Origin of the sequence: Dyella sp. 333MFSha (assembly GCF_900102405.1) — a bacterium.
Lineage (GTDB): Bacteria > Pseudomonadota > Gammaproteobacteria > Xanthomonadales > Rhodanobacteraceae > Luteibacter > Luteibacter mycovicinus.
On sequence record NZ_FNBR01000004.1, the window covers coordinates 93,349 to 117,437 of the forward strand.

The following is a 24,089-nucleotide window of genomic DNA, read 5'->3' on the forward strand; positions in this document are numbered from 1 at the left end:
TCGCCCCATGACCCTCGAATCCATCCTACTTATCATCCTGCTGGTCGCCGTTCTGGCGTGCCTGGCGCTGCTTTTCGTCCTGATGTCCCGCAACGGCAGACAACAGGACGACGGCAGTGCCGCGAAACTGGACGCGCTGCGCGACGACACGCGCCGCCTCGAGTCCGTGCTGCGCGACGAACAGCGCGCCGGCCGTGGCGAACTCGGCGAGAGTTTCGGCCAGTTCCGCGGTCACGTGCAGGAACAGCTGCAACTGGCCGCCGAGCGCCAGCACGAGCGCATCGAAGCCTTCGGCAAGCGACTCGACCAGCTCACCGAGCGCACGGATCTCGGCCTGCAGTCGCTTCGCCAGGGCCTGGCCGACGACTCGCGCAAGACCCGCGAAGAATCCGCCGTTACCCTGAAGCACTTCGGCGAACTGATCGACCAGCGCTTCGCCGCGCTTACCGTGGATAACGAGAAGCGCCTGACCGAGGTGCGCGCCACGCTGGAAACCCGTCTGGGCGCGATCCAGCAGGACAACGCGGCCAAGCTCGAGCAGATGCGCGCTACCGTGGATGAGAAGCTGCAATCCACGCTCGAAACCCGTCTCGGCCAGTCGTTTCAGCTGGTGTCCGAGCGCCTGGAAGCCGTCCAGCGCGGCCTCGGCGAAATGCAGGCCCTCGCCACGGGCGTCGGCGACCTCAAGCGCGTGCTGACCAACGTGAAAACCCGCGGCACGTTTGGCGAAGTCCAGTTGGGCGCCCTGCTCGAACAGATTCTCATCGCCGAGCAGTACGCGGCCAACGTGGCCACGGTGCCCGGTTCGGCCGAACGCGTGGAATACGCCATCCGCCTGCCCGGCGCCGACGATGACGGCACCCAGGTATGGCTGCCGATCGACGCGAAATACCCGATCGAGGATTATCAGCGTCTGCTGGACGCCCAGGACGCGGCGGACGTCGAAGGCGCGCTCGTCGCCGGCAAGGCTCTGGAACTACGGGTGCGGGAAGAAGCCAAGCGGATTCGCACGAAGTACGTCGCTCCGCCGCATACCACGGACTTCGCTATTCTCTTCCTGCCCACCGAAGGCCTGTACGCCGAGGTCATCCGCCGGCCGGGCCTGTCCGACCAGTTGCAGCGCGACCATCGCGTTACCGTCGCCGGCCCGACCACGCTCACCGCCCTGCTCAACAGCCTGCAGATGGGCTTCCGCACCCTGGCCATCCAGAAGCGCTCGTCCGAGGTCTGGCAGGTGCTGGCGGCGGTCAAGAACGAGTTCGGCAAGTTCGCCACGGTCCTGGAACGCACCCAGAAACAGCTCGATTCGGCGACCAACAGCATCAAGAACGCGGGAGTCCGCACCCGCGCCATCGAGCGCAAGCTCCGCGGCGTCGAATCGCTGGGTGGCGAAGAGTCGCAGAAGCTGCTGGATCTGGGTGCGGCCGATGAGCCCGACGCGGCCGCGGACGACACCTCGGACTGAGCCGGGGCCTCCCGGGCCATCGCGAGCAGGCCTGCTCCCACGTTACAATCGTCGTTTGCACCGTTAAGGAACCTCCCCCGATGAGCGACGACGCCAAGTCCCGTCCGGTCAGCCGCGAACAGGCGGAAGAAGCCGTACGCACCCTGCTGCTCTGGGCAGGTGAGGATCCGAACCGCGAAGGCCTGCTCGACACGCCCAAGCGCGTGGTCAAGGCCTATGGCGACTGGTTCAAGGGCTACGACGAAGATCCCGCCGAGTACCTGCGCCGCACCTTCGAGGAAGTGGCCGGTTACGACGAAATGATCGTCCTGCGCGACATCGAGTTCGAAAGCCATTGCGAGCATCACATGGCGCCGATCATCGGCCGCGCGCACGTGGGTTACGTGCCGACCGACCGCGTCGTCGGCATCAGCAAGCTGGCCCGGGTGGTCGATGGTTTCGCCCGTCGCTTCCAGGTCCAGGAAAAGCTCACCGCCCAGATCGCGCATTGCATCGAAGACACGCTGCGTCCGCGCGGCGTCGGTGTGGTCATCGACGCCAGTCACGAATGCATGACCACCCGTGGTGTGCACAAGCGCGGCGTGTCGATGATCACCAGCCAGATGCTCGGCAGCTTCCGCGAAGATCCACGCACACGGGGTGAGTTCCTTCGCTTCGTCGGCGTCGACCGTCGCTGACCTTGAGCGGCCCGCTCGATACCCACGTCCACGACGAACGCCTGCAGGATCTCTTCCGCGACGGCGTCGTCGCCGAGGACCTCCCCACCGTCTTTCCGCTCTTGCGCGGTCGCGGCTTGCTGCGCGCGTTTTCCGCGCTGTTTCATGGGAGCGAGGCGCAGGTGCTGTTGCGCCTGCTCGTGCTGCGCACGATCGGCGCACGCTCTCACGCGACGGAATGGACGCCCCAGGAAATCCGCGACAACCTGGCGTTCGTCGACACGGTAAAGCTCGAAACGGTGGTTCAGCGACTCAAGGACCACGAGCTGCTCGTCTACGACGCGGAGACCCAGCGTTATCGCGTCGGCCCGCTCGGTCGTAAGGCGCTCGCCGCGCTGGCGGTGATGCTCGAGTTCGAGAACGACGATGACGACGGTCTCGGTTACCTCACCGCGCAGCTCGCTGCCGGTCAGGCGGTGGGCCGTGTGTCCGTCGACGAGCTCGGCCATCTGCTCTCGCGCCTGACGGAACTGAAGGAAGACTTCGACCGCGCGGTGCTGTCCGGCTCGGAGCACCGTATCCGCCGCGCCGCCGAACGTCTGGATTCCGTGTGGACCTGGGTCGAGAAAGGCACCGAGGTCGTCGCCGGCATCACCGAAAAGGACGAGCTCGAGCCGGCGGCGCACCGGCTCGCTCAGGCCGTGGGTCGCGCCCAGAGCGCGCTGCTGCGTCAGGCGGGCACGTTCCAGCGCGAACTGAACAAGATCGACCAGCATCGTGTGCACCTGGGACGCACCGGCCTGTCCTCGTCGGACCTGGTCGGCTGGCTGCGCGCCCAGGACATCGATGCACTGGCTTCCTTCGAAGACGGGCAGCTGCTGCTGCCGCTGCCTGCGCCGTTCATCCACGATCAGATCGCCCTCGACGTGGCGGAGTTCGAGCTGCTGGAGCGTGAGCGTCTTGCCGCCGAGGTCACCGCCCTGCCCGGCGCGGAAGAACCACCCGATGCCGCCGACCTGCCGATGGACGAGGAAGACCTGCGATTCCTCGAAGACTGGAGCATCGAACTGGCCGCCATCACCGAGCCGCGCGAACTGTCGGACACCCTGATCGGCGACGACTACGCCCTGTCCGCGTACCGGCTCTCGCTGCTCGGCCTGCTCGGCGATCCCGAGTCCGCCGCCCTCGAAGGGGGCACCGCCGATCTCGCGCGACTTCCGCTCGCGCTCGAGATCGAGCCCCTGCTCATCGAAACCGACCTGCCCCAGATCGCGCTGGTCAGCGCGGGACGCCTGCGTCCACGCGACGCCGCCAAGGACACCGCCGATGCATGACGATACCGCCACCCTCGTAACCCGGCTGCTGTCACAGCGCTGGTTGCCACGCGACGACGTGCAGGCCCGCAAGGCACTGCTCGACGAGGGATACCGCGAAGAACTCGACCGCCGGCTCGAAGCGGTCGGCCTCGAACTGCGCGAACACCCTTATGCCGCGTACATCGGCCTTGCCGTGGCGCGCAAGAGCGAGCGCGTCGTCTTCGGCGGCAGCGACAGCTGGATCTCCAACACCCTGCAACTCGACCGCGACGGCGTCGCCCTGCTGGTCGTGATCTGGGCCCTCATCGTGCTGCCCAAGCGCCAGCGCCAGGTGGAGCGCCAGGAGGCCGAAGCCGCCGCCTCGCAGAGCCAGATGTTCGCGGAAGAGAAACCGATCCCGCGCGATCCCGCCGTGTCGCCGGTCATCGCCGAGCGTACCCTCCTCGCCGATTTCGGTGACAAGCTGGGCGGCAAGACGCGCGTCGGTTTCAACCTCGGCACGCTGAACCGCCTGGGCTTCATCGTCCGTCGCAAGGGCGAAGTGGCCGAGGGTCCGCTGCTGGATCTCGCCTTCGATTACGAACGCACCGCTCGCCGCATCCTCGACGGCGCACTGGGCGACCTGCTGTCCGATGCCGCGGCACGCGCGCCGGTCCGGTCGCACCATGACGACACCGACGATCCGGACGAGCCGGGCGACGACGACGTGATCGATGACACCGAGGAAAACACCGATGTTTGATTTCCGCAGCCTCGAAGTCGTCCACTGGGATTACTGGCAGCGCTTCAGCCTGCCGCTCGACACCAACATCGTCACCGTCGTGGGCCCGAATGGCTCCGGCAAGACGACCCTGCTCGACGCGCTGCGCACGTTGCTGACGATCGACTGCGCGGGCAATCGCGACTACAAGAGCTACCTCCGCCACAACGGCAAGCCGTTCGCGTGGCTGCGCGCCCGCGTCGGCAATATCCCCGGACCGAGCGGCGAGCGTCCGTTCTTCCCGCTGATGGACCGTGAGGTCACCCTCGCCTGCCGCATTCAGAAGAAGGGCGGCGAGTGGACGCGGCAGTACGCCGTGGTCGGCGGCGACGTGAGTGTCGAAGAGATCGAAGCGCGCAACGATTTTCTCGGCCTTCGCGAGTACCGCGTGCGTCTCGAAGGCGCCGGTCTTTCGCAGGCGATCCGCCGCGTGCTCACGCTCGAACAGGGCGCCACGGACAAGCTCTGCCAGATGCCGCCCAAGGCGCTGCTCGACCTGGTCTTCGACGTGTTCGGCGATAAGGCCGTCCTCGATGACTACCAGCGCGCACGCAACGAACAGATCGAAGCCGACCGCGAACAGCACGGTCTCGAACATCAGCTGTCGCTGATCGGCGTGAGCCTGCAGGACGCCGAAGGCCGCGCCCGCTCGTTCCAGGAATGGAACGCGCTCAAGAGCGAGCGCGTCGATCTGGTGGCAAGCATCCTTCCGCGCACCGAGCTGGCCGAGCTGGGCGGTGGCGTGCGCGGTGCACGTCCGCAACTCACCGGCGTCAAACGTCGCGTCGCCGAACTGGAGCAGCGCGATGCGGACCTCGCGAAACAGCTCGGGGATTTAGATGCCTCGGGCGAAGCGCTTCGCGGCGAACAGCACGAGGCCGACCTGGCGCGCCAGCAGACTCAGAAGAGCCTCGACGCGGCGCGTGCCGAGCTCGCCCAGAATGATCTGTTGATCAAGCAGGAAACGCGCCTGCGCGAGATGGTCGCCGCCCAGGGTGGCGCCGATCACGAACGTCTCGCCGATGTCGCACGCGATGCCCGCGCCCAGGCGAGCCTGTTGCAGACCGAGGAAGGCAAGCTGCGCCAGGAACTGGCGACGCTGACCGGTCAGCTGTCGGCGTGGCGCAGCGGCCGACGCTACACCCCGGATTTCGAAGCCTCGTTCCGTCGCGCCCTCGATGAGGCGGGCATTCGTCACAGCATGCTCAGCGAGATCGTCGAGATCGTCGAGCCACGCTGGCAGCCGGCCGTCGAAGCGGTACTCGCGGGCTATCGCCACGTGGTGCTGCTCGACGACCCGCGCGATCGCGAGAAAGCGTGGAAGCTGGGCGAGCAGCACCGCTACAAGCACTTCGTCGTCGCCGACCGCGCCCCCGCCGGGCGCGCCACACGCAGCTCGCTGCTCGAGGTGGTCGAGTTCTCCGCCGCACCGCCCGACTGGCTGCTGCGTAACCTCGACCGTATCCGCCGCGTCGAGGACATCGCCGACGGCGCGACGTTGGGCAAGGATCAGGACTGGATCACGCCGCAGGGCTACTTCCGCGAACGTCGCGGCGGTCGCCATCTCGGCGTGGATGACATGTACTTCGGTTCCGGCGCGCGCGAACGACAGCTGCGCGACGGTGAGGCGAAACTGCGCGACATCGAGGCACGACTGCGCGATATCGCGACCGAGCGAAAGGACGCCATGGCGCGCGCCAGCGACGCCGAAGGCATCCTTCGTGGCGCCAGCGCGAGCAGCCAGCTCGCCGACCGCGCGGACGAATTCGCCGAAGCGCACGCGCAACAGGCCGGCTTGCGCGAGGACGTGCAGCGGACGGCTGACAGCCACGTCGCTGCGGAGGCGCATTACGAAGCGGTACGCGAAAAACGCCTCAGGACGTCGAACGCACGCGACAACGCCGCGCGCGAACAGCTTTCGACGCAGAAGCAACTCGCCGAGACCGTTCGCCAGTACCATCAGTTGCGTAGTGAGCAGATCGACCGGCTGAAGGCATTCCGCGCGAAGCGTGCGCACGTGCCCCTGGCTTTGCGCAGCCGCGCCGCCGTCGCGGCACTACGCGAGCGTTACGAGTCGCCCGCATCCGTGCGTCGCGAGATCGACCGCATCGAGCGTCGCCTCGAGGAGGGCCACTGGGAGGAGGATCCGAGCGTCGTCGCGCTGCGCGAGAAACTACTCGCCGATCACGAAGGCCTCAGACACGATCTCGAGAAACGCCGCATCCACCTTGAGCGCGCCTCGCGCATCACGCACGAGGCGCGTGGCGCCTATATCCAGGTCTTGCGCAACACGGTGCGTCGTTACGCCCGGAACCTGAAAGTGCTTGCCGAACTCGCGGGCATCGGCGTCGACGTCGATCTTCCGGAGCTCAGCAACGACGATCTGGCACTCGCGTCGGCCGCGCTGCATGTGCGCTTCGAGTTCGACAAGAAGGGCTGGATCGGGATGGACGATGGCGAAGCCTCGGGCGGCCAGCAGGTGATGAAGTCACTGCTCCTGCTCGTGGCGCTGATGCGCGATGAGGACCGGCCCGGCGGATTCGTGTTCATCGACGAGCCTTTCGCGCATCTGGACATCTTCAACATCGACAAGGTCGGTGCGTTTCTGAAGTCCACGCGCGCGCAGTACATCCTGACGACGCCGGCCACGCATAACGTCAACGTGTTCCAGCCATCGGAGCTGACGCTCGTCACCAGCAAACGCCGGCCGGGCGCAACCTGGGCACAGCCGTTGGCGGTGCTGCGGCGGCGCTCACACGCCGCCTGACGTAGCGGCCCCGACAAGGGGCCGTTCGATCGCTCAGTAGCGGGCGGTGTCGCCCGACATGGGATTGTCTTCACCCGATCCGTCCAGCGCGTCGCCGCTGGCGTCGGTCGGGCGCTGACGCGTCGGATTGTGTTCGTCTTCCTCGGGCCGAACGCGGGCATTGTGCCGCGCGATGAGCCACGCCGCCGCGATGGCGCCGACACCCAGACCCACGCCGATGGCGAGGCCCAGCGGGCGACGGCGCGCGTGACGTCCCGCTTCCGCCAGCGCCTGCGAGGTCAGCGAGCCCGCGCGGCCGGCGTACTCACGCGCCGTGCCGATGACCTGATGTTCGCGGTTGCCGGTCATCGAACCGACGACGCGTTCGGCGCGGCCGAAAAGTTCCGCACGAAGGCTCTTGCTGCGCAGGAATGTCATGGCTGTCTCCTTGTTTCGAGACCGACACGATGACCGCCATGGCGTGATGATTTTGCGGTGGCAGCGTGGAGGCTGCCACGAGCCTCCACGCCCTGGTCGTGCGCGGGGCGCGCTCCTACAGGGTTTCCAGCCAGGCTTCGTCGGAGCCTTCTTCCACGCCCTCGAACAGGAAGGTGGAGAGATAGCGCTCGCCGGTGTCGGGGAGCATGGCGAGGATGACGCTGCCCTCCTCCGCGCTTTCGGCGTATTTCAGGGCGGCGGCAAGCGTCGCACCGGCGGAGATACCGACGAAGAGGCCTTCCTCCCTGGCGAGTCGGCGTGCCGTATCGCGGGCCAGCACCTCGTCCACCGGAATATCGACGTCGAAGATCTTCCGGTTGAGTACCTCGGGCACGAAGTCCGGCGTCCAGCCCTGGATCTTGTGCGGTGCCCAGGGCTGGTCGGCGAGCAACTGGGCCGCGGCCGGCTCGGTGGTGACGATCTTCACCTCGGGGCGTGCGACCTTGAGCACCTCGCCCACACCGGTCAGTGTGCCGCCGGTGCCCCAGCCGGTCACGAAGGCATCGAGGCGGCGGCCGGCGAAGTCCTGGAGGATCTCGGCGGCGGTGGTGCTCCGGTGATAGGCCGGGTTGGCCGGATTCTGGAATTGCCTGGGCAGGAACCAGCCGTGCTTCGCCGCAAGCTCCTCGGCACGTCGGACCATGCCGCTGCCGCGCTCGGCGGCGGGGGTCAGGATCACGCGGGCACCGTAGGCGCGCATCAGCTTGCGGCGCTCGACGGAGAAGCTGTCCGCCATGGTCGCCACGAACTTGTAACCCTTGGCCGCGCAGACCATGGCCAGCGCGACGCCCGTATTGCCCGAGGTGGCCTCGACCACGGTGTCGCCGGGTTTCAGCAGACCCTTAGCTTCGGCATCGAGAATGACCGCGATGGCCAGGCGGTCCTTGACCGAGCCGCCGGGGTTGAAGAATTCGACCTTCGCGTACAGGGAGATGCCAGCCGGGGCGACGCGATGCAGGCGAACGATGGGCGTGCGGCCGATCGTGTCGAGAATGCTCTCGTGAATCATGGGGTAATCCTTGACGGGAAGTACGAGAACCCAGAAGGTACTCCCCGGACCACGGGGCGACAAACCCCAGCGGATCACGCAGACTCCCGGTCCATGAATCGACGTCCATACGCCTTCGCCGCCACCCTGCTGCTGACCGCCGCCGCCCAGGCACAGGACTTTCCGCGGACGCCGGCCGAATACCTCCGACGCATGGACGCCAATGGCGACGGCAAGGTCGACGAGGCCGAGTACGTCCGCTACATGAGCCAGGGCTTCCTGCGCATGGACGTCGACGGCGACGGCGTGCTCGATGCCAACGACGGCCCGATGCGGCCCGGCGCCAGGCCCGTGAGACTGGAAGAGTTCCAGCGCAACCTGATCCTCCAGTTCCACAAGCTGGACAGGAACAGGGACGGCTTCCTCAACGCGAAGGAACTGTCCCAGCCGCCGATGTGACATCGCGCCCGCAAGAGCCTGCGGTGCGCTACCCTCTGCCCCACTTTGGAGAGGACGGATGAATACGACGGAACTGTTCCTGATCGCGATGACGATCATCCTTGGCGTGCCTTATCTGATCTGGCGCGTCTTCCGGACCGACTACTGGGCACCGCTGGTGGTCGTGCAGATCCTTACCGGGATCCTGCTGGGGCCGGGCGTGCTGGGGAAGGTCTTCCCCGACTACTACACGACGGTGTTCGCACCGCCCGTCATCGGTGCCCTCAACGGCATCGCCTGGTGGGCCGTGATGGTCTTCGTCTGGATCGCCGGCATCGAGCTCGACCTGCGCGACGCCTGGAAGCAGCGCCGTGAATGCGGGACCACGGCGGCCCTCGCCCTCGGCGTGCCTCTTGCGACCGGCTGCCTCGCCGCGCTGGCCATGCTGGCCTGGCGTGGAGGATGGATGGGTGAAGCGGCGACGACGTGGCAATTCGTGCTGGGGATCGGCATGGCCTGCGCCGTGACCGCGCTACCGATCCTCATCCTGCTGATGGAGAAGATGGGTATTCTGCGCGCACCGCTGGGGCAGCGCGTGCTGCGTTATGCGAGCCTGGACGATCTCGCGATCTGGGCGGTGCTGGCGATCATCCTGCTCGACTGGAAACGTGTCGGTCATCAGGTGGCCTTCCTGGCCGTGTTCGCTGTCGCCTCGGCCGCATTCCGGCGGCTGATGGCACGTGTACCGGAGCCGGATCGCTATTTCATCGGTCTGATCTGGCTGGCCGCGTGTGGCTACGGTGCCGACTGGTGCGGCCTGCATTTCATGGTCGGAGCCTTCCTTGCGGGCGCCGTGATGGAGCGTGACTGGTTCACGCTCGAAAAGCTCGACGGCCTGCGTCACAACGTCCTGCTCGTCATCATGCCGGTGTTCTTCCTGTCCACCGGTCTGCGAACGAACTGGCAGGTCGGAGGCACGGCGGTGTTCGCCGCCGCCGCTCTGCTGCTGGTCGCTTCCGTCGTGGGCAAGCTTGCGGGCGTCGGCATCGCCGGTAAGCTGCTCGGCTGGGCACGTGGCGATGCCTGGACCATCGGCTGGCTGCTGCAGACCAAGGCGCTGATCATGATCATCTTCGTCAACGTACTGCTCGACCGTCACATCATCACCAGCGAGACGTTTACCGCGCTGCTGCTGATGGCGGTGGCCAGCACCATGCTGACCACCCCGATCGTCAAACCGCGGCTGAAGCACTTCACCCCATGAGTACGACGGAACCGAAAAGCGCGACGCACACACCGGTGCGCCGCGCCGCCGTGATCTTCATCTTCGTCACGGTGCTGATCGACATTCTGGCGTTCGGCATCATCATTCCGGTGTTGCCGCACCTCATCGAACAGATGACCGGCAATACCGTATCGAACGCGGCGTGGTGGGTCGGCGTGTTCGGTACGGTCTTCGCCGCGGTCCAGTTCATTTCGTCGCCGATCCAGGGGGCGTTGTCGGACCGCTTCGGGCGTCGCCCTGTCGTGTTGCTTTCCAATCTCGGGCTTGGGCTCGACTTCGTATTGATGGCTGTGGCGCCTTCGTTGTGGCTGCTGTTCGTCGGGCGCGTCATCTCGGGCATGACCGCCGCCAGCTTCACCACGGCCAATGCCTACATCGCCGATGTCACGCCGCCGGAAAAACGCGCGGCGGCCTTCGGCATGCTTGGCGGCGCGTTCGGTATCGGCTTCATCATCGGACCGGCGCTCGGGGGATTTCTTGGCGGGTTCGATCTGCGTCTGCCGTTCTGGGTCGCCGCGGGTCTGGCGTTGGCGAACTTCCTTTATGGGTATTTCATCCTGCCGGAGTCGCTACCGGTGGAGAAGCGCAGCGCACGCTTCGAACCGCACAGCGCAAGTCCACTGGGCTCGCTGAAGATGCTTCGCCGGCATCGCGAGATTTTCGGTCTGTCGGTCGTGATGTTCCTTTTCTACCTCGGGCACTACGTTTTACAGACGGTGTTCGTCCTCTATGCCGACTACCGTTATCACTGGGGTCCCCAGGCGGTGGGGTATGTGCTCGCGCTCGTCGGCGCCTGCGATGGATCGGTGCAGGCATTCCTCACCGGTCGACTGACTGCGCGCTTCGGGGAGCGACGGGTCATGGTCGCGGGGCTGTCGTTCGGTGTGGTGGCATTCGCCGTCATGGGTTTCGCCACGACCGGCTGGGTATTCCTGATCGGTATTCCGCTGCTGTCACTGTGGGGGCTGTCCGGGCCGCCGATCCAGTCGATCATGACGCGCCATGTGGCGCCCGATGAGCAGGGTCGTCTGCAAGGCGCCGTGACCAGCCTGGGTAGCTTCGCCGGGATCTTCGGGCCTTATCTGTTTGCGCAGATGTTCGCCTTCGCGATCGCGCCGGAGCGGAGCGTGCATATGCCGGGCGTACCGTTCCTGCTGGCCGCTGCGCTGGTCGGGGCCGGGGCGGTCATTGCCGCGCGGGCCACCCGCCAGGAGAGCCCCGGCGTAACGAGCCGCTGACGCGTTCAGGCGGTCCATGACCGCCAGGACGTGCCCTTCGGCAACGTCAGGTGATGGACGTGCCGTCCCTGCGGCGCTACCCGCGAAAACGTGAGCTAATTCGCAATCCCCGTCGTATCATGGGCGGAATTTCGACCTATGACGCGACGGCTGGGGCGTGCGTTTGGACAACCAGTTGTGGGAAAGCAAATATCACGAGGCGGTCGACCGGCTGACCCGTGAGGAAACCCAGTGGAAGACCGCCGAGTCCCTGCTGCGCCAGCTGGTCGGCTGCCTTGGCCGTGCCGCGCACGGCTCGAACGACCAGCTCGATCCGCACATCGAGCAACTGTCCTCGGCCTTGCACGGCCCCGTGGACGCCATGCTGCTCGAGCCACTGGTCAACGACCTGAGCCAGGCGCTGGACAGGCTGGGCGAGCGCCCGCAGAACGCCGTCGAAGAACGCTCCATCCCGATCACCCGCCCCCAGCGCACCGAGCACGGATCGTCCGTGCAGTCGGCGCTGAGCCGGCTGGTCGATCGTATCGTCGTCCTGCCGAAGCTGGCTGACCGCGCCAACGACCTCCGTCACGATGTCGCGGACGCCGGCGACCTGGTCGCCCTGGCGGCGTGCGGTGATCGCCTCGCGGATCTGGTCAACGAGCAGCGGATCGGCCTTCAGCGGGAAATCGACGCGCTTCAGGCGGTGCTTCGCCATGTCACCAGCCGTCTCGACGAGATGAGCCAGTACATGTCGCGCGAGCTCGCCGACCAGTCGACGGGCGAGGCCAATGGTCAGGCGCTGGACGCCTCGGTAAGTCACGAGATGCGCCTGCTGGACGAAGCCGCCCTGGAACTGGACGACATTCACGACCTGCGCGAGCGCGTCGGCGAAAGCATCGAAAAGATTGCCGCGTGTTTCCGCGAGTTCCGCGATCGCGAAGGCAGCCGTCTTACGGCGTACCGTGACCGTGCCGAAAAGATGCGCCTGCGCATCGAACAGCTGGAAACCGAACGCAACGCCCTGCAGCGTTCGCTCGAACGCGAGCACGAGCTGGCCCAGACCGACACGATGATCGGCATGCCCAACCGCCTTGCTTACGAAAAGCGGATCGAGGTGGCGTTCGAGGCATGGAAGACGGCATCCCGCCCGCTGTGCGTCGCGGCGATCGACATCGACCACTTCAAGAGCATCAACGACACCTACGGCCACACCGCCGGCGACGCCGTGCTGCGCATCATCGGCCAGGCCCTGGTGAAGCATGTGCGCCCGTGCGACTTCGTCGCCCGCTACGGTGGCGAGGAGTTCATCGTGGTGTTCGATGGCGCCGACGAGCACGAAGCGCTGCAGGTCTGCGAGCGCCTGCGCGGGAAGATCCAGCATCTGGCCTTCCACGCCAGCCGGCAGCCGGTGCGGGTCACCGCCTCCATCGGCCTGACACAGTTCCAGGCGGGCGATACCCCCCAGACGGTGTTCGATCGCGCCGACCTTGCGCTCTACACCGCCAAGAACGGCGGACGGAACCGCTGCGTCATCGGCTAGCCCTACGCCGCTACGCCGAAGATACGCCCGACCGTCGAGGACAGCACCATCGCGGCGGTGCCCCAGAACACGATGCGCACCATGGCGCGAACCATGCCGGCGCCTGCCAGCCGTGCCGACATCGCCCCGAGCGCCGCGAGAGCGACCAACGAGACGGCGATGATCGCGGGTGTCATTGCCGCGCGTGGCACCAGCGCGGCAGCCGCGATGGGCAGAATCGCACCGACGGCAAAGCTCGCCGCCGATGCCGCGGCAGCCTGCAATGGCCGCGCAGCCGTCACATCCGACATGCCGAGCTCGTCGCGCAGGTGCGCACCCAGCGCGTCGTGCGCCATCAGCTGATCGGCGACTTCACTGGCGAGCTTGCGGTCCAGACCGCGATGCACGTAGATCTCGGTCAGCTCGCGATGCTCGCCCACCGGATCCTCCGCCAGTTCGATCGACTCGAGCTGACGCTCGGCGTGCTCACTGTCGGCCTGTGAGCGCACGGAGACATACTCACCCGCCGCCATCGACATCGCGCCGGCGACCAGCCCGGCGACACCGGCCAGCAGGACCTGATTGCCGCCGGTCTCGGCGGATGCGACGCCGACCAGCAGGCTCGCCGTGGAAAGGATGCCGTCGTTGGCCCCGAGCACGGCGGCGCGGAGCCAGCCGATGCGGTCCAGGCGGTGATGCTCATGGTGTCGTATGCGATGCATCGTCTTCTTCCTTCCTCTTGTTCTCGTCAGCGCGCTCTTCCGCGAACGCCACGAGCCAGCCGATGCCCAGGGCGCACGCCGTACCCAGAAGGACTTCACCCAGTCGATAGAGCGCTGTTTCCCACAGCGGACCATCGCTGGGCACGAGGAGCAGGATGGCGGACGTGATGCCACCCACGCGTGCCGCGGCGCCAGCATTGGCGGTCCAGCAGGCAATAGTGACGACGCCCAGCCCGACGGCGAAGGACAGCAGGTCGCCACCGCCGCCGACCCAGAGGCCGAGCAGTCCGGCCACGCCACCGAAGGCGGTCCCGAGGATACGGTCGCGACCGGCGCCACGCGTATCGCCGAAATGCGGCTGAATGACCGCGATGGCGCTGATCGCGGCCCAGAAGGCCTGACCCGTGTGCAGCGCATGGCCGATGCCGTAAGCCACGCTGGCGGCAAGAACCGTCTTCAGCGCCATGAACGCGCCGGTGCGCACCCGTCCGCCCAGCGGCATGGTGCGGAACATGCGGTCGAGCATCGACTGCGCGCGATGCAGGCGGGTCGTCTGGCGCTCGGTCTCGGTTCGGGAGTCGGTCTCGCTCATGCCACCATCGTAACCGCAGGGTGTGTGGAGAAATCGCGCGCGGGGCGCGCTCCTACATGAGCGGGGGACCTCAGGACTTCAGTTTCCAGCCGGTACGGAAGATCCACCAGACCGCGGCGAGGCAGACGACCAGAAAGCCCACCGTCGCTCCCACGCTCACCAGCACGTTGACGTCGGCCTGGCCGTAGAAGCTCCAGCGAAAACCGTTGACCAGATAGACCACCGGGTTGAACAAGGTGATCTTCTGCCACATCGGCGGCAACATCGAGATGGAATAGAAGCTGCCGCCGAGGAAGGTCAGCGGCGTGATCACCATCAACGGGACCACCTGCAGTTTCTGGAAATCGTCCGCCCACAGACCGATGATGAAACCGAACAGGCTGAAGGTCACCGCGGTCAGCAGCAGGAAGCCGATCATCCACACGGGGTGCTGGATCTCGTAAGGCACGAACAGCCGCGCGGTCACGAGGATCAGCAGCCCGAGAATCACCGACTTGGTGGCCGCCGCACCGACGTAGCCGATGACGACTTCGACATAGGACACCGGTGCCGAAAGCAGTTCGTAGATCGTGCCCGCCCATTTCGGCATATAGATACCGAACGACGCATTGGAGACGCTCTCGTTGAGCAACGACAGCATGATCAGGCCGGGGATGATGAACGCGCCGTAGCTGACGCCGCCAATGGCGCCCATGCGCGAGCCGATGGCCGCGCCGAAGACGACGAAGTACAGCGACGTGGACAGCACGGGCGAGGCGATGCTCTGGGTCAGCGTGCGGAACGTGCGGGCCATTTCGAAGCGGTAGATGGCACGGATCGCATGGATATTCATACGCCACCCCTCACCAGGCTTACGAAAATGTCTTCGAGGGAACTCTCGCTCGAATGAAGATCCTTGAAATCGATGCCCAGCTCGTTGAGCTTGCGCAGCAGCACCGCGATACCGGTATCGTCGCCCTGCGTATCGAACGTGTACGTCAGGGACTGGCCATCCGCGCTCAGTTCCAGCGGCCACTCGTTCAGGCCTTCGGGCATGGCGGTCAACGGGCTCTGCAGGGACAGCGTCAGCTGCTTCTTGCCCAGCTTGCGCATCAGGGTGTGCTTCTCTTCCACGATGACGATTTCACCGCGATTGATGACGCCGATACGGTCGGCCATCTCCTGCGCTTCTTCGATGTAATGCGTGGTGAGGATGATGGTGACACCCGACTCGCGCAGGCGACGGACCATCTGCCACATGTCGTGGCGCAGTTCGACGTCGACACCGGCCGTGGGCTCGTCGAGGAACAACACACGAGGCTCGTGCGCCAGCGCCTTGGCGATCAGCACGCGGCGCTTCATGCCGCCGGACAGCGCCATGATTTTCGAGTCGCGTTTTTCCCATAACGACAGATCGCGCAGGATGCGTTCCAGGTGCACGGGGTTGGGCGCCTTGCCGAAAAGGCCGCGGCTGAATTTCACCGTGGCCCAGACGGTTTCGAAGGCATCCGTGGACAGCTCCTGCGGCACCAGGCCGATCAGGCCGCGCGCGGCGCGGAAGTCCTTGCGGATGTCATGACCGTCGACGGTCACGCTGCCGCCGGTGCCGTTGACGATGCCGCAGACGATGCTGATCAGGGTGGTCTTGCCGGCGCCGTTCGGGCCGAGCAACGCGAAGATCTCGCCCCGCTTGATGTCGAGGTCCACGCCGTTCAGTGCGCGCAGCCCGCTTTTGTATTCTTTGGTCAATCCGCGGATCGCGACGATGGCGTCGGGCGCGGCGGTGGTGGCATCCATGGTAACCCGCGATGTCGATGGGTAAGGCGGCCGATGGTAGACCCATGCGGGGCATGGGGCGAGACCTTGTGGATCGGCGCGGCGGCCCCAGATCGAACGCGATTGCCCACCCAAAGGCCCTGCCATGTCCATCTCGCTCTACGACGCCACGGTTCCCGTCTTCGTCCGCGGCTTCCGCGTCCTGTCCGACCTGCTCACCAAGGCGGAGGCCCAGGCCGACGCTTCCGTCCTGATCGATGCCCGTCTCGCGCCGGACATGCTCAGCCTCGCGGGCCAGATCCAGCGCGCCAGCGATACCGCCAAGTTCGCCGTGGCCCGCGTGGGTGAGGTGCAGCCGCCGTCGTTCGAGGACAACGAAACCTCCTTCGCCGACCTGCGCAAGCGCATCGATGCGACCGTCGCCTGGATCGAATCCGTGGACCGTGCCGCCATCGACGCGGGCGAATCGCGCACGATCACGCGCAAGTTCAAGGATAAGGAATACAACTTCTCGGCGCAGGAGTACCTGCTGACCTTCGGCATCCCCAACTTCTTCTTCCACGTGACCACCGCGTACGACATCCTGCGCCATAACGGCGTCGCCATCGGCAAGCTGGATTACCTCGGCTTTGCCGGATGAGTGACGGCCGATGCCGTTGCGCCTGGGGTGAGACCGACGACCTGCTGCGCGGGTACCACGACCGCGAATGGGGCGTGCCCGAGCGCGACGGCCGGCGGCTATGGGAGAAGCTGGTTCTGGACGGTTTCCAGGCGGGGCTGTCGTGGCGAACCATCCTGGCGCGTCGCGACGGCTTCCGGCAGGCGTTCGAAGGATTCGATCCGGACGTCGTCGCGGCCTACGGTCCACGCGAGATCGAGCGGCTGTTGGCCGATCCGGGAATCATCCGCTCGCGGTCCAAGATAGGCGCCGCCATCGGCAACGCGAAGGCCTACGTGGTCATGCGGGAAGCTGGCGAGGATTTCGCCGGTTTCTGCTGGAACTTCGTAGGGGGTGACCCCATGCTTTGGGAAGGGCCGGTGCCACCGAACAGTCCACTGTCGGTGCAGGCATCCAAAGCCCTGAAGAAACGCGGTTTTACCTTCGTCGGACCGACCATCGTGTTCGCCTGGATGGAAGCCACCGGGATGATCAACAGCCACGCCCCGGACTGCTTCAGGCGAGCCGAGCTATCGCGTAAGCCCTTACCGGACAAGGGTTAACGCCTTTTTTAGCCGGGAAGGCGTAGGTTCGACTCAACGCCGCCACGCGGCGTTTTCCGTCTGGTCCACCCAACCGTCTGTGAGGGTCCCATGGCTTCGAGTTCCGCCCAGCTGTTCATTCCGCACTGCGAATCGACACAGGGACCGTGGATCGTCCGCCGTGCCTCGTCACCGCTTGGCCGCTACGCCAGTCAGGCCATGGCCATCGCCGCCGCGGAGGCGCTCGCGCCGGGCCTCTCCGACAGCCTCGGCCTCCCCGTGGAGATCCACGTTCAGCAAGCCGATGGCACGTGGGAAGAACACACCTATGTGGTCGCCGGGTTGGTGGCAGGCCTCCCTGCGTCGCCCGCCGGGATCAACCGTCACGCCTGAGCGTCATGGGGTGAGACGTCGATGAGGTAACCTTGACCGGTTGCCTCTTCCTCTTTTGCGCCCATCGATGCTCACCGACGACACCAAAGCCGCCATCCGCGCTGCCTACACGCGGCTGAAGAACGGGCTTGCGGGTTTCCGCGGCCGTTCGGCGCAGCTGAAGATGATCGCCGAGGTTGCCAAGGCGCTGGCCGAACCGGCGGGTGCCGCGGTGATCGAGGCGCCGACCGGCACGGGTAAGTCGATGGCTTACCTCATCGCTGGCCTGGAAGTCGCCCGGGCCCAGAAGAAGAAGCTGGTCATCGCGACGGCAACCGTGGCGCTGCAGGAGCAGCTGGTCCAGCGCGACATTCCCCAATACCTCAGCTTGTGCGGCGTCGAGGCCAAGATTGCGCTGGCCAAGGGCCGTGGCCGTTACCTGTGCCCGCGCAATCTGCGCATGGCCGGTGCCGAACCCGCCGCCCAGACCGGTTTCGATTTCGACGCCGATCTCGCCTTGTGGTCAAGGCCACCGGCGGAGCGCGACACCAAGGCGGTCGAGAAACTCGGCAAGGCCTTCGAATCGCGTGAGTGGAGCGGCGACATCGACACCAGCCCGGAGCCTCTGTCCGATCTGGTCCGCGGCATGATCACGACCAGCGCCGGCGGTTGCACGGGACGCAAATGCGGCGCCTTCGCGGTGTGCCCGTTCTTCGTCGCCCGCCGCGCCATCGGCGAGGCCGACATCGTGGTCGCGAACCAGGATCTGGTGCTGGCCGACCTGACCATGCCCCGCGACGAAGACACCTTCGGCGGCGTCATCCTGCCTAAACCGGAAGACACCCTCTACATCTTCGACGAGGCGCACCACGTGCCTGCCAAGGCCATCGACCGTGGCGCGGCCGACGTGCACCTCGCCACGGCCGTGCGTCGCATCGGTCGTCTGCAGAACCAGATTCACGGCGCCTATTCGCTCACCGACAAGGAGAGCATCGGCAACCTCACGCTGGAAGCCGGCGACGAGAAGATGGTCGCGATGTCCAACGCGCTCGAAGAAATCGAGCGCGAGATCCGCATGACCTGGACGCCATCGTCCAACGAAACCGAGCCCGTCTTCCGCGCGTCGCTGGGCCAGCTTCCGGAAAACTGGAAGATGCACGCCGAGCATTTGCACCTGATCACGCGGGACATCCAGCGCTGGCTGCGCACCGTGCGCCGCACCGTCGTCGAGATGGAAGCGGGCGGCCCCACGCAGGAAGCGCTCTCGCGCGAGCTGGGCATCGCGCTCGAACGCCTCGAGCGCCAGGTGAAGACCTGGTATGCCTGGTCGACCGAGGATCGCGAGAACGGACCGCCGCTTGCGCGCTGGGTCACGATGACGCCGGAGCAGCAGCTGGTCTGTCATGCATCCGCGGTATCCGCGGGTGGCCTGTTGCGTAACGTATTGTGGGACAACGCATCGGCGGTGGTCATGACCTCGGCGACGTTGAGCGCGGGCGGAAATTTCCGGGGGTTTGCGGACTCCGTCGGACTGCCCAACGAGGCCGTCACGCTGAGCCTTCCATCGCCATTCGATCTCGAAAATCAGGCGACATTGAGTGTGCCGAGCATGCGCACCTTGCCGGACGACCGCGAAGGCCACGCTCGGGAAATCTCCGAGTGGCTGGCGAAGAATCTGGACTGGGACGCGGGTAACCTCGTGCTATTTACCTCCCGTGCCAAGCTCGACCGTGTGCTGCAGACATTGCCGATCGAGTTCGTGCGCAAGGTGCGCGCGCAGGGTTCGTTGTCCAAGCAGCAGCTCATTACCGAGCATCGCGAAGACATCGAAGCCGGCAAGGGCAGCACGCTGTTCGGTCTGGCCTCGTTCGGCGAGGGTCTCGATCTGCCCGGCAAGCTGTGCGAGACCGTGGTCGTGACGCAGCTTCCGTTTGCCGTGCCGACCGATCCGGTAGGCGCGACCTATGCGGAGTGGCTGGAGTCGCGCGGACGCAATCCGTTTATCGAGGTGAGCGTGCCGGACGCGACGCGTATTCTCACGCAGTACTGCGGCCGGCTGATTCGTACCGAGACGGATACGGGGCGCATCGTGCTGCTCGACCGTCGCGTGATCACCAAGCGCTACGGCACCGGCATGTTGCGCGCGCTGCCGCCGTTCGCACGCGATATCGAGCGCGTGGCATGAGCATCGTCCGCTTCGACGCATTGAAAGCCGTGCCGTGGAAGAACGGCCTCGGTATCACGCGTGAGATCGTGGTCGAGCCGCCGGGCGCGACGATGGATGATTTTCTGTGGCGTGTGAGCATCGCCGACGTGGATACGGCCTCCCCGTTCTCGGTGTTCGCAGGCATCGATCGCACGATCGTTCTCCTCGAAGGCGATGGATTCACGATGACCCTCGACGGTGAGCATCAGCATGCGTTGACGACGGCCTGCGAGCCGTTTGCGTTTGCGGGCGAGGCACGGGTGGACGTGCGGCTTGCCGGTGGCGCGACGCGTGATTTCAATCTCATGGTGCGGCGCGGCCATGCCTCGGGACGGATCGATGTCGTGCGCGGGCCCGTTACGATGGACGGCTCGAACATCGCGTTGCTGCATGTCGCGCGCGGCGAGGCAACCATCGATGGCGAGGCCTGCGCTCAGGGCGACACCGCTATCGCTCCGCGGTCGGTGACGCTGCGCGATAACGCGACCGCCCTTCTGATCCGGATCGCCTGACCCGACCGGTTCGATCAGGCGACGTGGTCGACCGCCGGATCTTCCGGCGCCTGGGGCTCTTCCCGCTTCCACAGGTCGACGGACGTGAGCTGAAAGGCCACCGGAGGCACGGCGGCCTGCCAGTCCTCGATGCCGGGGAACGCCCTCCCGAGGTCGCGGACCAGCTCGGCGAATCCCCGGTCCTTCTCGGACACGGCCAGTGGCGGAACGCCTTCCGCGTGGAAATACAGGAAAACCGTTTCGAACGAGCCATCGTCGCGATTGCCCGCCTCGACGCGCGTCACCTGCTCCAGCGCCAGTTCCGTGGCGTGGAAACGCGCCGGGCAATGCACGATGACCTGAGACTCGCGGTCCAGGTGCACCGTGCCGCGCGCGCCGAACCGGTCGCGCAAGCGCCGGAGCAGGGGCCTTCGGGCAGGGGGTGATCGGTGATCCATGGCGCGACGTTACCCAGCGTCGATCGCAAATTCAAACGGGGTTCACCCCCGATACGCATCGTAGGGGGTCGCCCCAACGGAATCTCCGCCATGCGCTCTGCCCTCACGGCCCTTCTCCTGTCCATGGCCTCGACCGGTGCCCTCGCAAGCACGCCGGTCACGGCCGTCTCCGATCTCGACCTGCAGCGCTATGCCGGAACGTGGCACGAGATCGCCCGCCTGCCCATGTGGTTCCAGCGGAAGTGCGAGAAGGACGTTACCGCGCATTACACCCCGAATCCCGACGGCACGGTAGCCGTGCGCAACGCCTGCGTCACGGCGGAGGGGAAGACCATCGCCAGCGACGGCGTGGCTCGTCGGCCTGAGCCGTATTCACGGGGGAAGCTGCAGGTGCGCTTCGCGCCGGCATGGCTGTCGTGGGTGCCGCTGGTCTGGGCGGACTATTGGGTCATCGCGCTGGACGACGATTATCGCTGGGCGATGGTGGGTCAGCCGGGGCGCAAGTACCTGTGGATTCTGTCCCGGGAGCCTACGCTGGACCGGAAAACGTTCGAGGCCTTGAAAGCGCAGGCGGTGGCGATGGGCTACGATCTCGCGCCTCTGATCATGTCCGGAAAGGTCGAGTAACCCAAATGAGCAGCGCAAGCCCCGCTACCTGCCCCTGCGGGCTCGATACGCCCTACGTCGCATGCTGCGGCCGATGGCATGGCGGTGTGCCCGCGCCTACGGCCGAAGCGCTGATGCGCTCGCGCTACACCGCTTACGTCTTCGGACTCGAGGACTACCTGCTAGCGACCTGGCATGTATCGACGCGTCCCGCGGCGCTCGGGCTCGCGGGTCAGTCTCCCAGGCCCACGTGGCTGGGTCTGACTGTGAAGCGACACGAGAACCCATCGCCCGATACGGCGATCGTCGCCTTTGTCGCACGCCTGCGCATGGGCGGTGGCAGTGCTGAGCGGATGCACGAGACGAGCCGTTTCGTACGCGAAGACGGGCACTGGTTTTATGTGGACGGCGATCTGGGCGCATGACGCCGGACACTGGCGCGATCGTTTGTCGTGCCATTCGTGAGCGGCGCTTGCTCGTGGTCGGATACGGCGGTGCGCAGCGTGTCGTGCAGCCGTATGTCTATGGCGACGATCATTCGGGCGACCGGTTGCTCAGCGCTTATCAACTCAGGGGCGATAGCGCTTCGGGCACATCACAGGGATGGAAGACGTTCCGAATGGATCGGGTGGAGTCGGTTGTCATATCCGATGAGCTTTTTCACGGGGCGCGGTCGGATTTTCAGCGCGATGATGGAGTGTTTTTGAGGATCGTTTGTCGGTTGGGGGACTGAGGCGGCGTGCTTTCGCCAGCAAGCTGGCTCCTACCTGGTGTCGAGACACTGCTGGCAGCCGGCAACCGTTTAGCTGCCGGCTTCGGTGAGAGAGCCAACCCTGTTGGCGATGGGCTGCTGCAGCCCACCCCATCAGATAATCGAACGCGTCACACCGCCGTCGACACGAATCGCCGCACCCGTGGTGCCCGATGCCTGCTCGGAGGCGAGGTAAACCGACGCATTGGCGACTTCCTCAACACTCAGCAGACGCTTGATCAGCGACGTCGGACGATGCGTCTGGATGAAGTCCTTCTCGACCGCCTCCATCGTCGTCCCCTGATCCTTCGCGATCTTGCCGAAGAACTCGCTCACACCTTCGGACAAGGTCGGACCCGGGAGGATCGCGTTGACGGTGACGCCCGTGCCCGAGAGCACTTCAGCCAGACCACGCGACACGCCGAGCTGCGCCGTCTTGGTCACGCCGTAATGCACCATCTCGGCCGGCACCTGGATGCCCGACTCGCTGGAGATGAACTGCACGCGACCCCAGCCGCGACCGGCCATGCCCCTGGCGTAGTGACGCGACAGACGCACGCCCGAGTTCACGTTCACTTCGAAGAACCGCGTCCACTCGGCGTCGTCGATGGCGAAAAAGTCCTTCGGCTCGAAGATGCCGAGGTTGTTCACGAGGATGTCGGTCTCGGGGACGGCCTTGATCAGGGCGGCGGCGCCTTCGGCCGTGCCGAGGTCGGCGGCGACGCCGGTGACCGTAGCGCTCGGGGCGGCTTTCTTTACGGCGGCGATCGCTTCATCGACGCGCGCCTGAGTGCGTCCGGTGATGACGACCTTGGCGCCTGCGACGGCGAGGCCGGTGGCGATGGCCAGGCCGATGCCCGCGGTGGAACCGGTGACGATGGCGCTGCGCTTGCTGAGGTCGATGTTCATGGGTGGCTCCGGATGGATGAGGGGTAGACCTCCATCATCGTCGGGGCGGCAGGGGGCGGGATCAATCGCTGAACGGGGGAAAGACTTTCGCGCTGGGGCCAAGAAAGGGGTGTGATGGGGTGCCCGCTGGCGCGGGAATCGCCAGCAGGGCTGGCTCCTACAGGGGCATCGCAAGACTCGGCGTTTGGACCGGCGTCCGGGTTAACCGGCCGGATCGGCGGTGAGGCGGGTTTCGCCCTGGGGGACGCCGTTGGGGCCGAAGCGGCGTTCGGCGATCGTGGTGCGACCGTCGCGGTCGACCAGGATGACCGTGCTGGCACGGGTGCCGTAGGTTTCGCCGACGATGAAGGCGCTGGAGAGAAAGCGCTCCCGCTCGATACCGATGCCGGTGTCGGGGAGCACGTCATCGGGCCAGCGGCCCTGATCGGAGAGCATGGCGAAGAGCGGTTCCAATGCGCCGTCCGCACTCGCACTGGCGCCGACGGCGTTGGCTGCGCGGCTGGTGTTGCCTTCAGCGCTTGCGTTGGGCGCGAGGCCGTAGCCAGCGCCATGTTTCAGCCAATCGGAAAGGCGATCTACAAGTGCACGTGTCTTCGGCCAGGGCGCGTTGAAGTCCGCGTTGCTCAGGCCGTGCACGCCGCCTTCGACCGGCTGCGCGCGGGCACCGGGATGATTGCCGAGGTAATACGCGTCGTCGTGATCGAAGGTCAGCAGATTGAAGGGGCGATAGTCCCGCGCGCTGGCCATCAGTTCGATCGCATGCGTTCGGGCGGCCAACGTGGAGCCGAGGTAGTCCGCGACCAGCAGGCCACGGGAGAGGCCGCTGTGGTCGGCGGTCATGTCCCGGACGTTGGTGATGACGCTGACCCTGCCATCGGGAGCGACGCCGGCCCAGGTTCCCCCGGCTTCGAGATCACGGCCGGCGAGGATCTGCGGTGCCTCGTCCCAGGGGGCGAGTGGCGCGGTCGGACGGGCGTGGAATTCATCGCGGTTAGCGACGAGCACGAGGCGCCAGCGCGGATGGGCGCGCCAGGCGAAGGCGATCAGGCACATGAGGGGGTCGGAGCCTGGGGAAGCATTGCGGCTATTGTGCGCCCTCGAGCCGTCCTGTGGACACCGGCCTGGCGGGAGCCGAC

26 protein-coding genes are annotated in these 24,089 nt (G+C 66.1%); 17 read left to right on the forward strand and 9 right to left on the reverse strand.

The window, feature by feature from the left end; genetic code table 11:
• Positions 1–7 precede the first annotated feature (7 nt).
• From rmuC to BLT40_RS15485, 5 genes are all read left to right on the forward strand, one after another.
• Entirely contained in the window at positions 8–1,465 is a 1,458-nt protein-coding gene (rmuC, locus tag BLT40_RS15465) for a DNA recombination protein RmuC (RefSeq protein WP_090354712.1), read from the forward strand.
• Between the two features lie 80 nt (positions 1,466–1,545).
• Positions 1,546–2,142 (forward strand): GTP cyclohydrolase I FolE, encoded by a 597-nt coding sequence (folE, locus tag BLT40_RS15470; protein ID WP_043692025.1) that lies wholly within the window; start codon positions 1,546–1,548, stop codon positions 2,140–2,142.
• A 2-nt stretch (positions 2,143–2,144) separates the two neighbouring features.
• A complete protein-coding gene (locus BLT40_RS15475; protein WP_052191087.1) occupies positions 2,145–3,455 on the forward strand; it encodes a hypothetical protein in 1,311 nt (436 codons plus the stop codon).
• Complete coding sequence (locus BLT40_RS15480; RefSeq protein WP_255364034.1) at positions 3,448–4,179, forward strand: hypothetical protein; 732 nt, start codon at positions 3,448–3,450, stop codon at positions 4,177–4,179. The genes BLT40_RS15475 and BLT40_RS15480 overlap by 8 nt, the downstream gene beginning before the upstream one ends.
• Positions 4,172–6,964 carry an AAA family ATPase gene (locus tag BLT40_RS15485; RefSeq protein ID WP_090354713.1) on the forward strand — a complete coding sequence of 931 codons (2,793 nt, stop codon included), beginning with the start codon at positions 4,172–4,174 and terminating at the stop codon, positions 6,962–6,964. The genes BLT40_RS15480 and BLT40_RS15485 overlap by 8 nt, the downstream gene beginning before the upstream one ends.
• 33 nt (positions 6,965–6,997) lie before the next feature.
• On the opposite strand, the gene BLT40_RS15490 is transcribed toward BLT40_RS15485, so the two are convergent.
• Together BLT40_RS15490 and cysK are read right to left on the reverse strand one after the other, a co-directional pair.
• The gene (locus BLT40_RS15490; protein ID WP_090354715.1) at positions 6,998–7,381 is read right to left on the reverse strand and encodes a hypothetical protein; all 384 of its coding nucleotides are present in this window, start codon (positions 7,379–7,381) and stop codon (positions 6,998–7,000) included.
• Positions 7,382–7,496: 115 nt separating this feature from the next.
• The gene (cysK, locus tag BLT40_RS15495) at positions 7,497–8,450 is read right to left on the reverse strand and encodes a cysteine synthase A (protein ID WP_090354716.1); all 954 of its coding nucleotides are present in this window, start codon (positions 8,448–8,450) and stop codon (positions 7,497–7,499) included.
• Positions 8,451–8,543: 93 nt separating this feature from the next.
• Between cysK and BLT40_RS15500 the strand changes: the two genes are divergently transcribed.
• The 4 genes from BLT40_RS15500 (at position 8,544) to BLT40_RS15515 (ending at position 12,912) form a co-directional block, all read left to right on the forward strand.
• Positions 8,544–8,888, forward strand: a complete 345-nt coding sequence (locus BLT40_RS15500; RefSeq protein ID WP_090354717.1) for an EF-hand domain-containing protein — start codon at positions 8,544–8,546, stop codon at positions 8,886–8,888.
• A 58-nt stretch (positions 8,889–8,946) separates the two neighbouring features.
• Complete coding sequence (locus BLT40_RS15505) at positions 8,947–10,131, forward strand: cation:proton antiporter (RefSeq protein ID WP_036116279.1); 1,185 nt, start codon at positions 8,947–8,949, stop codon at positions 10,129–10,131.
• Entirely contained in the window at positions 10,128–11,390 is a 1,263-nt protein-coding gene (locus BLT40_RS15510; RefSeq protein WP_090354718.1) for a TCR/Tet family MFS transporter, read from the forward strand. The genes BLT40_RS15505 and BLT40_RS15510 overlap by 4 nt, the downstream gene beginning before the upstream one ends.
• A gap of 157 nt (positions 11,391–11,547) precedes the next feature.
• The gene (locus BLT40_RS15515) at positions 11,548–12,912 is read left to right on the forward strand and encodes a GGDEF domain-containing protein (protein WP_079520614.1); all 1,365 of its coding nucleotides are present in this window, start codon (positions 11,548–11,550) and stop codon (positions 12,910–12,912) included.
• A 2-nt stretch (positions 12,913–12,914) separates the two neighbouring features.
• On the opposite strand, the gene BLT40_RS15520 is transcribed toward BLT40_RS15515, so the two are convergent.
• The 4 genes from BLT40_RS15520 to BLT40_RS15535 form a co-directional block, all read right to left on the reverse strand.
• Entirely contained in the window at positions 12,915–13,613 is a 699-nt protein-coding gene (locus tag BLT40_RS15520) for a VIT1/CCC1 transporter family protein (protein ID WP_090354719.1), read from the reverse strand.
• A complete protein-coding gene (locus BLT40_RS15525) occupies positions 13,591–14,205 on the reverse strand; it encodes an FUSC family protein (protein WP_090354720.1) in 615 nt (204 codons plus the stop codon). Before BLT40_RS15525 ends, BLT40_RS15520 begins: the two co-directional genes overlap by 23 nt.
• A gap of 70 nt (positions 14,206–14,275) precedes the next feature.
• Positions 14,276–15,037 carry an ABC transporter permease gene (locus BLT40_RS15530; RefSeq protein WP_090354721.1) on the reverse strand — a complete coding sequence of 254 codons (762 nt, stop codon included), beginning with the start codon at positions 15,035–15,037 and terminating at the stop codon, positions 14,276–14,278.
• Positions 15,034–15,981 (reverse strand): ABC transporter ATP-binding protein, encoded by a 948-nt coding sequence (locus BLT40_RS15535; RefSeq protein WP_090354722.1) that lies wholly within the window; start codon positions 15,979–15,981, stop codon positions 15,034–15,036. Before BLT40_RS15535 ends, BLT40_RS15530 begins: the two co-directional genes overlap by 4 nt.
• A 124-nt stretch (positions 15,982–16,105) precedes the next feature.
• Here BLT40_RS15535 and BLT40_RS15540 point away from each other — a divergent pair, with 124 nt between their 5' ends.
• The 5 genes from BLT40_RS15540 to BLT40_RS15560 all read left to right on the forward strand — a co-directional run bounded on the left by BLT40_RS15540 (position 16,106) and on the right by BLT40_RS15560 (position 20,250).
• Positions 16,106–16,600 (forward strand): DUF1993 domain-containing protein, encoded by a 495-nt coding sequence (locus tag BLT40_RS15540; RefSeq protein WP_090354724.1) that lies wholly within the window; start codon positions 16,106–16,108, stop codon positions 16,598–16,600.
• Positions 16,597–17,181 (forward strand): DNA-3-methyladenine glycosylase I, encoded by a 585-nt coding sequence (locus BLT40_RS15545; protein ID WP_090354727.1) that lies wholly within the window; start codon positions 16,597–16,599, stop codon positions 17,179–17,181. The genes BLT40_RS15540 and BLT40_RS15545 overlap by 4 nt, the downstream gene beginning before the upstream one ends.
• 90 nt (positions 17,182–17,271) lie before the next feature.
• Positions 17,272–17,553 carry a DUF2188 domain-containing protein gene (locus BLT40_RS15550; RefSeq protein WP_036116289.1) on the forward strand — a complete coding sequence of 94 codons (282 nt, stop codon included), beginning with the start codon at positions 17,272–17,274 and terminating at the stop codon, positions 17,551–17,553.
• A 67-nt stretch (positions 17,554–17,620) separates the two neighbouring features.
• Entirely contained in the window at positions 17,621–19,717 is a 2,097-nt protein-coding gene (gene dinG, locus BLT40_RS15555) for an ATP-dependent DNA helicase DinG (RefSeq protein ID WP_090354729.1), read from the forward strand.
• The gene (locus tag BLT40_RS15560; RefSeq protein WP_090354731.1) at positions 19,714–20,250 is read left to right on the forward strand and encodes a HutD/Ves family protein; all 537 of its coding nucleotides are present in this window, start codon (positions 19,714–19,716) and stop codon (positions 20,248–20,250) included. The genes dinG and BLT40_RS15560 overlap by 4 nt, the downstream gene beginning before the upstream one ends.
• Before the next feature lie 14 nt (positions 20,251–20,264).
• On the opposite strand, the gene BLT40_RS15565 is transcribed toward BLT40_RS15560, so the two are convergent.
• Positions 20,265–20,642 (reverse strand): hypothetical protein, encoded by a 378-nt coding sequence (locus tag BLT40_RS15565; protein WP_090354733.1) that lies wholly within the window; start codon positions 20,640–20,642, stop codon positions 20,265–20,267.
• 168 nt (positions 20,643–20,810) lie between these two features.
• On the opposite strand from BLT40_RS15565, the gene BLT40_RS15570 reads away from it, so the two are divergent.
• From BLT40_RS15570 to BLT40_RS15580, 3 genes are read left to right on the forward strand one after another with little or no spacing between them, the layout of a single operon-like run.
• Entirely contained in the window at positions 20,811–21,314 is a 504-nt protein-coding gene (locus BLT40_RS15570) for a lipocalin family protein (protein WP_239740018.1), read from the forward strand.
• Between the two features lie 5 nt (positions 21,315–21,319).
• A complete protein-coding gene (locus BLT40_RS15575) occupies positions 21,320–21,718 on the forward strand; it encodes a YchJ family protein (protein ID WP_090354735.1) in 399 nt (132 codons plus the stop codon).
• Positions 21,715–22,026: a WYL domain-containing protein gene (locus BLT40_RS15580; protein WP_090354737.1), complete on the forward strand. Its 312-nt coding sequence runs from the start codon at positions 21,715–21,717 to the stop codon at positions 22,024–22,026. Before BLT40_RS15575 ends, BLT40_RS15580 begins: the two co-directional genes overlap by 4 nt.
• A 132-nt stretch (positions 22,027–22,158) precedes the next feature.
• On the opposite strand, the gene BLT40_RS15585 is transcribed toward BLT40_RS15580, so the two are convergent.
• Together BLT40_RS15585 and BLT40_RS15590 are read right to left on the reverse strand one after the other, a co-directional pair.
• A complete protein-coding gene (locus BLT40_RS15585) occupies positions 22,159–22,953 on the reverse strand; it encodes an SDR family NAD(P)-dependent oxidoreductase (protein WP_090354738.1) in 795 nt (264 codons plus the stop codon).
• 201 nt (positions 22,954–23,154) lie between these two features.
• Positions 23,155–24,006 (reverse strand): NRDE family protein, encoded by an 852-nt coding sequence (locus BLT40_RS15590; RefSeq protein WP_090354739.1) that lies wholly within the window; start codon positions 24,004–24,006, stop codon positions 23,155–23,157.
• Positions 24,007–24,089 lie beyond the last annotated feature (83 nt).

Bases quoted from the DNA above. Each gene is read 5' to 3' on its own strand.
- rmuC (WP_090354712.1), top strand. From the start codon at position 8: ATGACCCTCGAATCCATCCTACTTATCATCCTGCTGGTCGCCGTTCTG.
- folE (WP_043692025.1), top strand. From the start codon at position 1,546: ATGAGCGACGACGCCAAGTCCCGTCCGGTCAGCCGCGAACAGGCGGAA.
- BLT40_RS15480 (WP_255364034.1), top strand. From the start codon at position 3,448: ATGCATGACGATACCGCCACCCTCGTAACCCGGCTGCTGTCACAGCGC.
- BLT40_RS15485 (WP_090354713.1), top strand. From the start codon at position 4,172: ATGTTTGATTTCCGCAGCCTCGAAGTCGTCCACTGGGATTACTGGCAG.
- BLT40_RS15490 (WP_090354715.1), bottom strand. From the start codon at position 7,381: ATGACATTCCTGCGCAGCAAGAGCCTTCGTGCGGAACTTTTCGGCCGC.
- cysK (WP_090354716.1), bottom strand. From the start codon at position 8,450: ATGATTCACGAGAGCATTCTCGACACGATCGGCCGCACGCCCATCGTT.
- BLT40_RS15500 (WP_090354717.1), top strand. From the start codon at position 8,544: ATGAATCGACGTCCATACGCCTTCGCCGCCACCCTGCTGCTGACCGCC.
- BLT40_RS15505 (WP_036116279.1), top strand. From the start codon at position 8,947: ATGAATACGACGGAACTGTTCCTGATCGCGATGACGATCATCCTTGGC.
- BLT40_RS15510 (WP_090354718.1), top strand. From the start codon at position 10,128: ATGAGTACGACGGAACCGAAAAGCGCGACGCACACACCGGTGCGCCGC.
- BLT40_RS15520 (WP_090354719.1), bottom strand. From the start codon at position 13,613: ATGCATCGCATACGACACCATGAGCATCACCGCCTGGACCGCATCGGC.
- BLT40_RS15525 (WP_090354720.1), bottom strand. From the start codon at position 14,205: ATGAGCGAGACCGACTCCCGAACCGAGACCGAGCGCCAGACGACCCGC.
- BLT40_RS15530 (WP_090354721.1), bottom strand. From the start codon at position 15,037: ATGAATATCCATGCGATCCGTGCCATCTACCGCTTCGAAATGGCCCGC.
- BLT40_RS15535 (WP_090354722.1), bottom strand. From the start codon at position 15,981: ATGGATGCCACCACCGCCGCGCCCGACGCCATCGTCGCGATCCGCGGA.
- BLT40_RS15540 (WP_090354724.1), top strand. From the start codon at position 16,106: ATGTCCATCTCGCTCTACGACGCCACGGTTCCCGTCTTCGTCCGCGGC.
- BLT40_RS15545 (WP_090354727.1), top strand. From the start codon at position 16,597: ATGAGTGACGGCCGATGCCGTTGCGCCTGGGGTGAGACCGACGACCTG.
- BLT40_RS15550 (WP_036116289.1), top strand. From the start codon at position 17,272: ATGGCTTCGAGTTCCGCCCAGCTGTTCATTCCGCACTGCGAATCGACA.
- dinG (WP_090354729.1), top strand. From the start codon at position 17,621: ATGCTCACCGACGACACCAAAGCCGCCATCCGCGCTGCCTACACGCGG.
- BLT40_RS15560 (WP_090354731.1), top strand. From the start codon at position 19,714: ATGAGCATCGTCCGCTTCGACGCATTGAAAGCCGTGCCGTGGAAGAAC.
- BLT40_RS15570 (WP_239740018.1), top strand. From the start codon at position 20,811: ATGGCCTCGACCGGTGCCCTCGCAAGCACGCCGGTCACGGCCGTCTCC.
- BLT40_RS15575 (WP_090354735.1), top strand. From the start codon at position 21,320: ATGAGCAGCGCAAGCCCCGCTACCTGCCCCTGCGGGCTCGATACGCCC.
- BLT40_RS15580 (WP_090354737.1), top strand. From the start codon at position 21,715: ATGACGCCGGACACTGGCGCGATCGTTTGTCGTGCCATTCGTGAGCGG.
- BLT40_RS15585 (WP_090354738.1), bottom strand. From the start codon at position 22,953: ATGAACATCGACCTCAGCAAGCGCAGCGCCATCGTCACCGGTTCCACC.
- BLT40_RS15590 (WP_090354739.1), bottom strand. From the start codon at position 24,006: ATGTGCCTGATCGCCTTCGCCTGGCGCGCCCATCCGCGCTGGCGCCTC.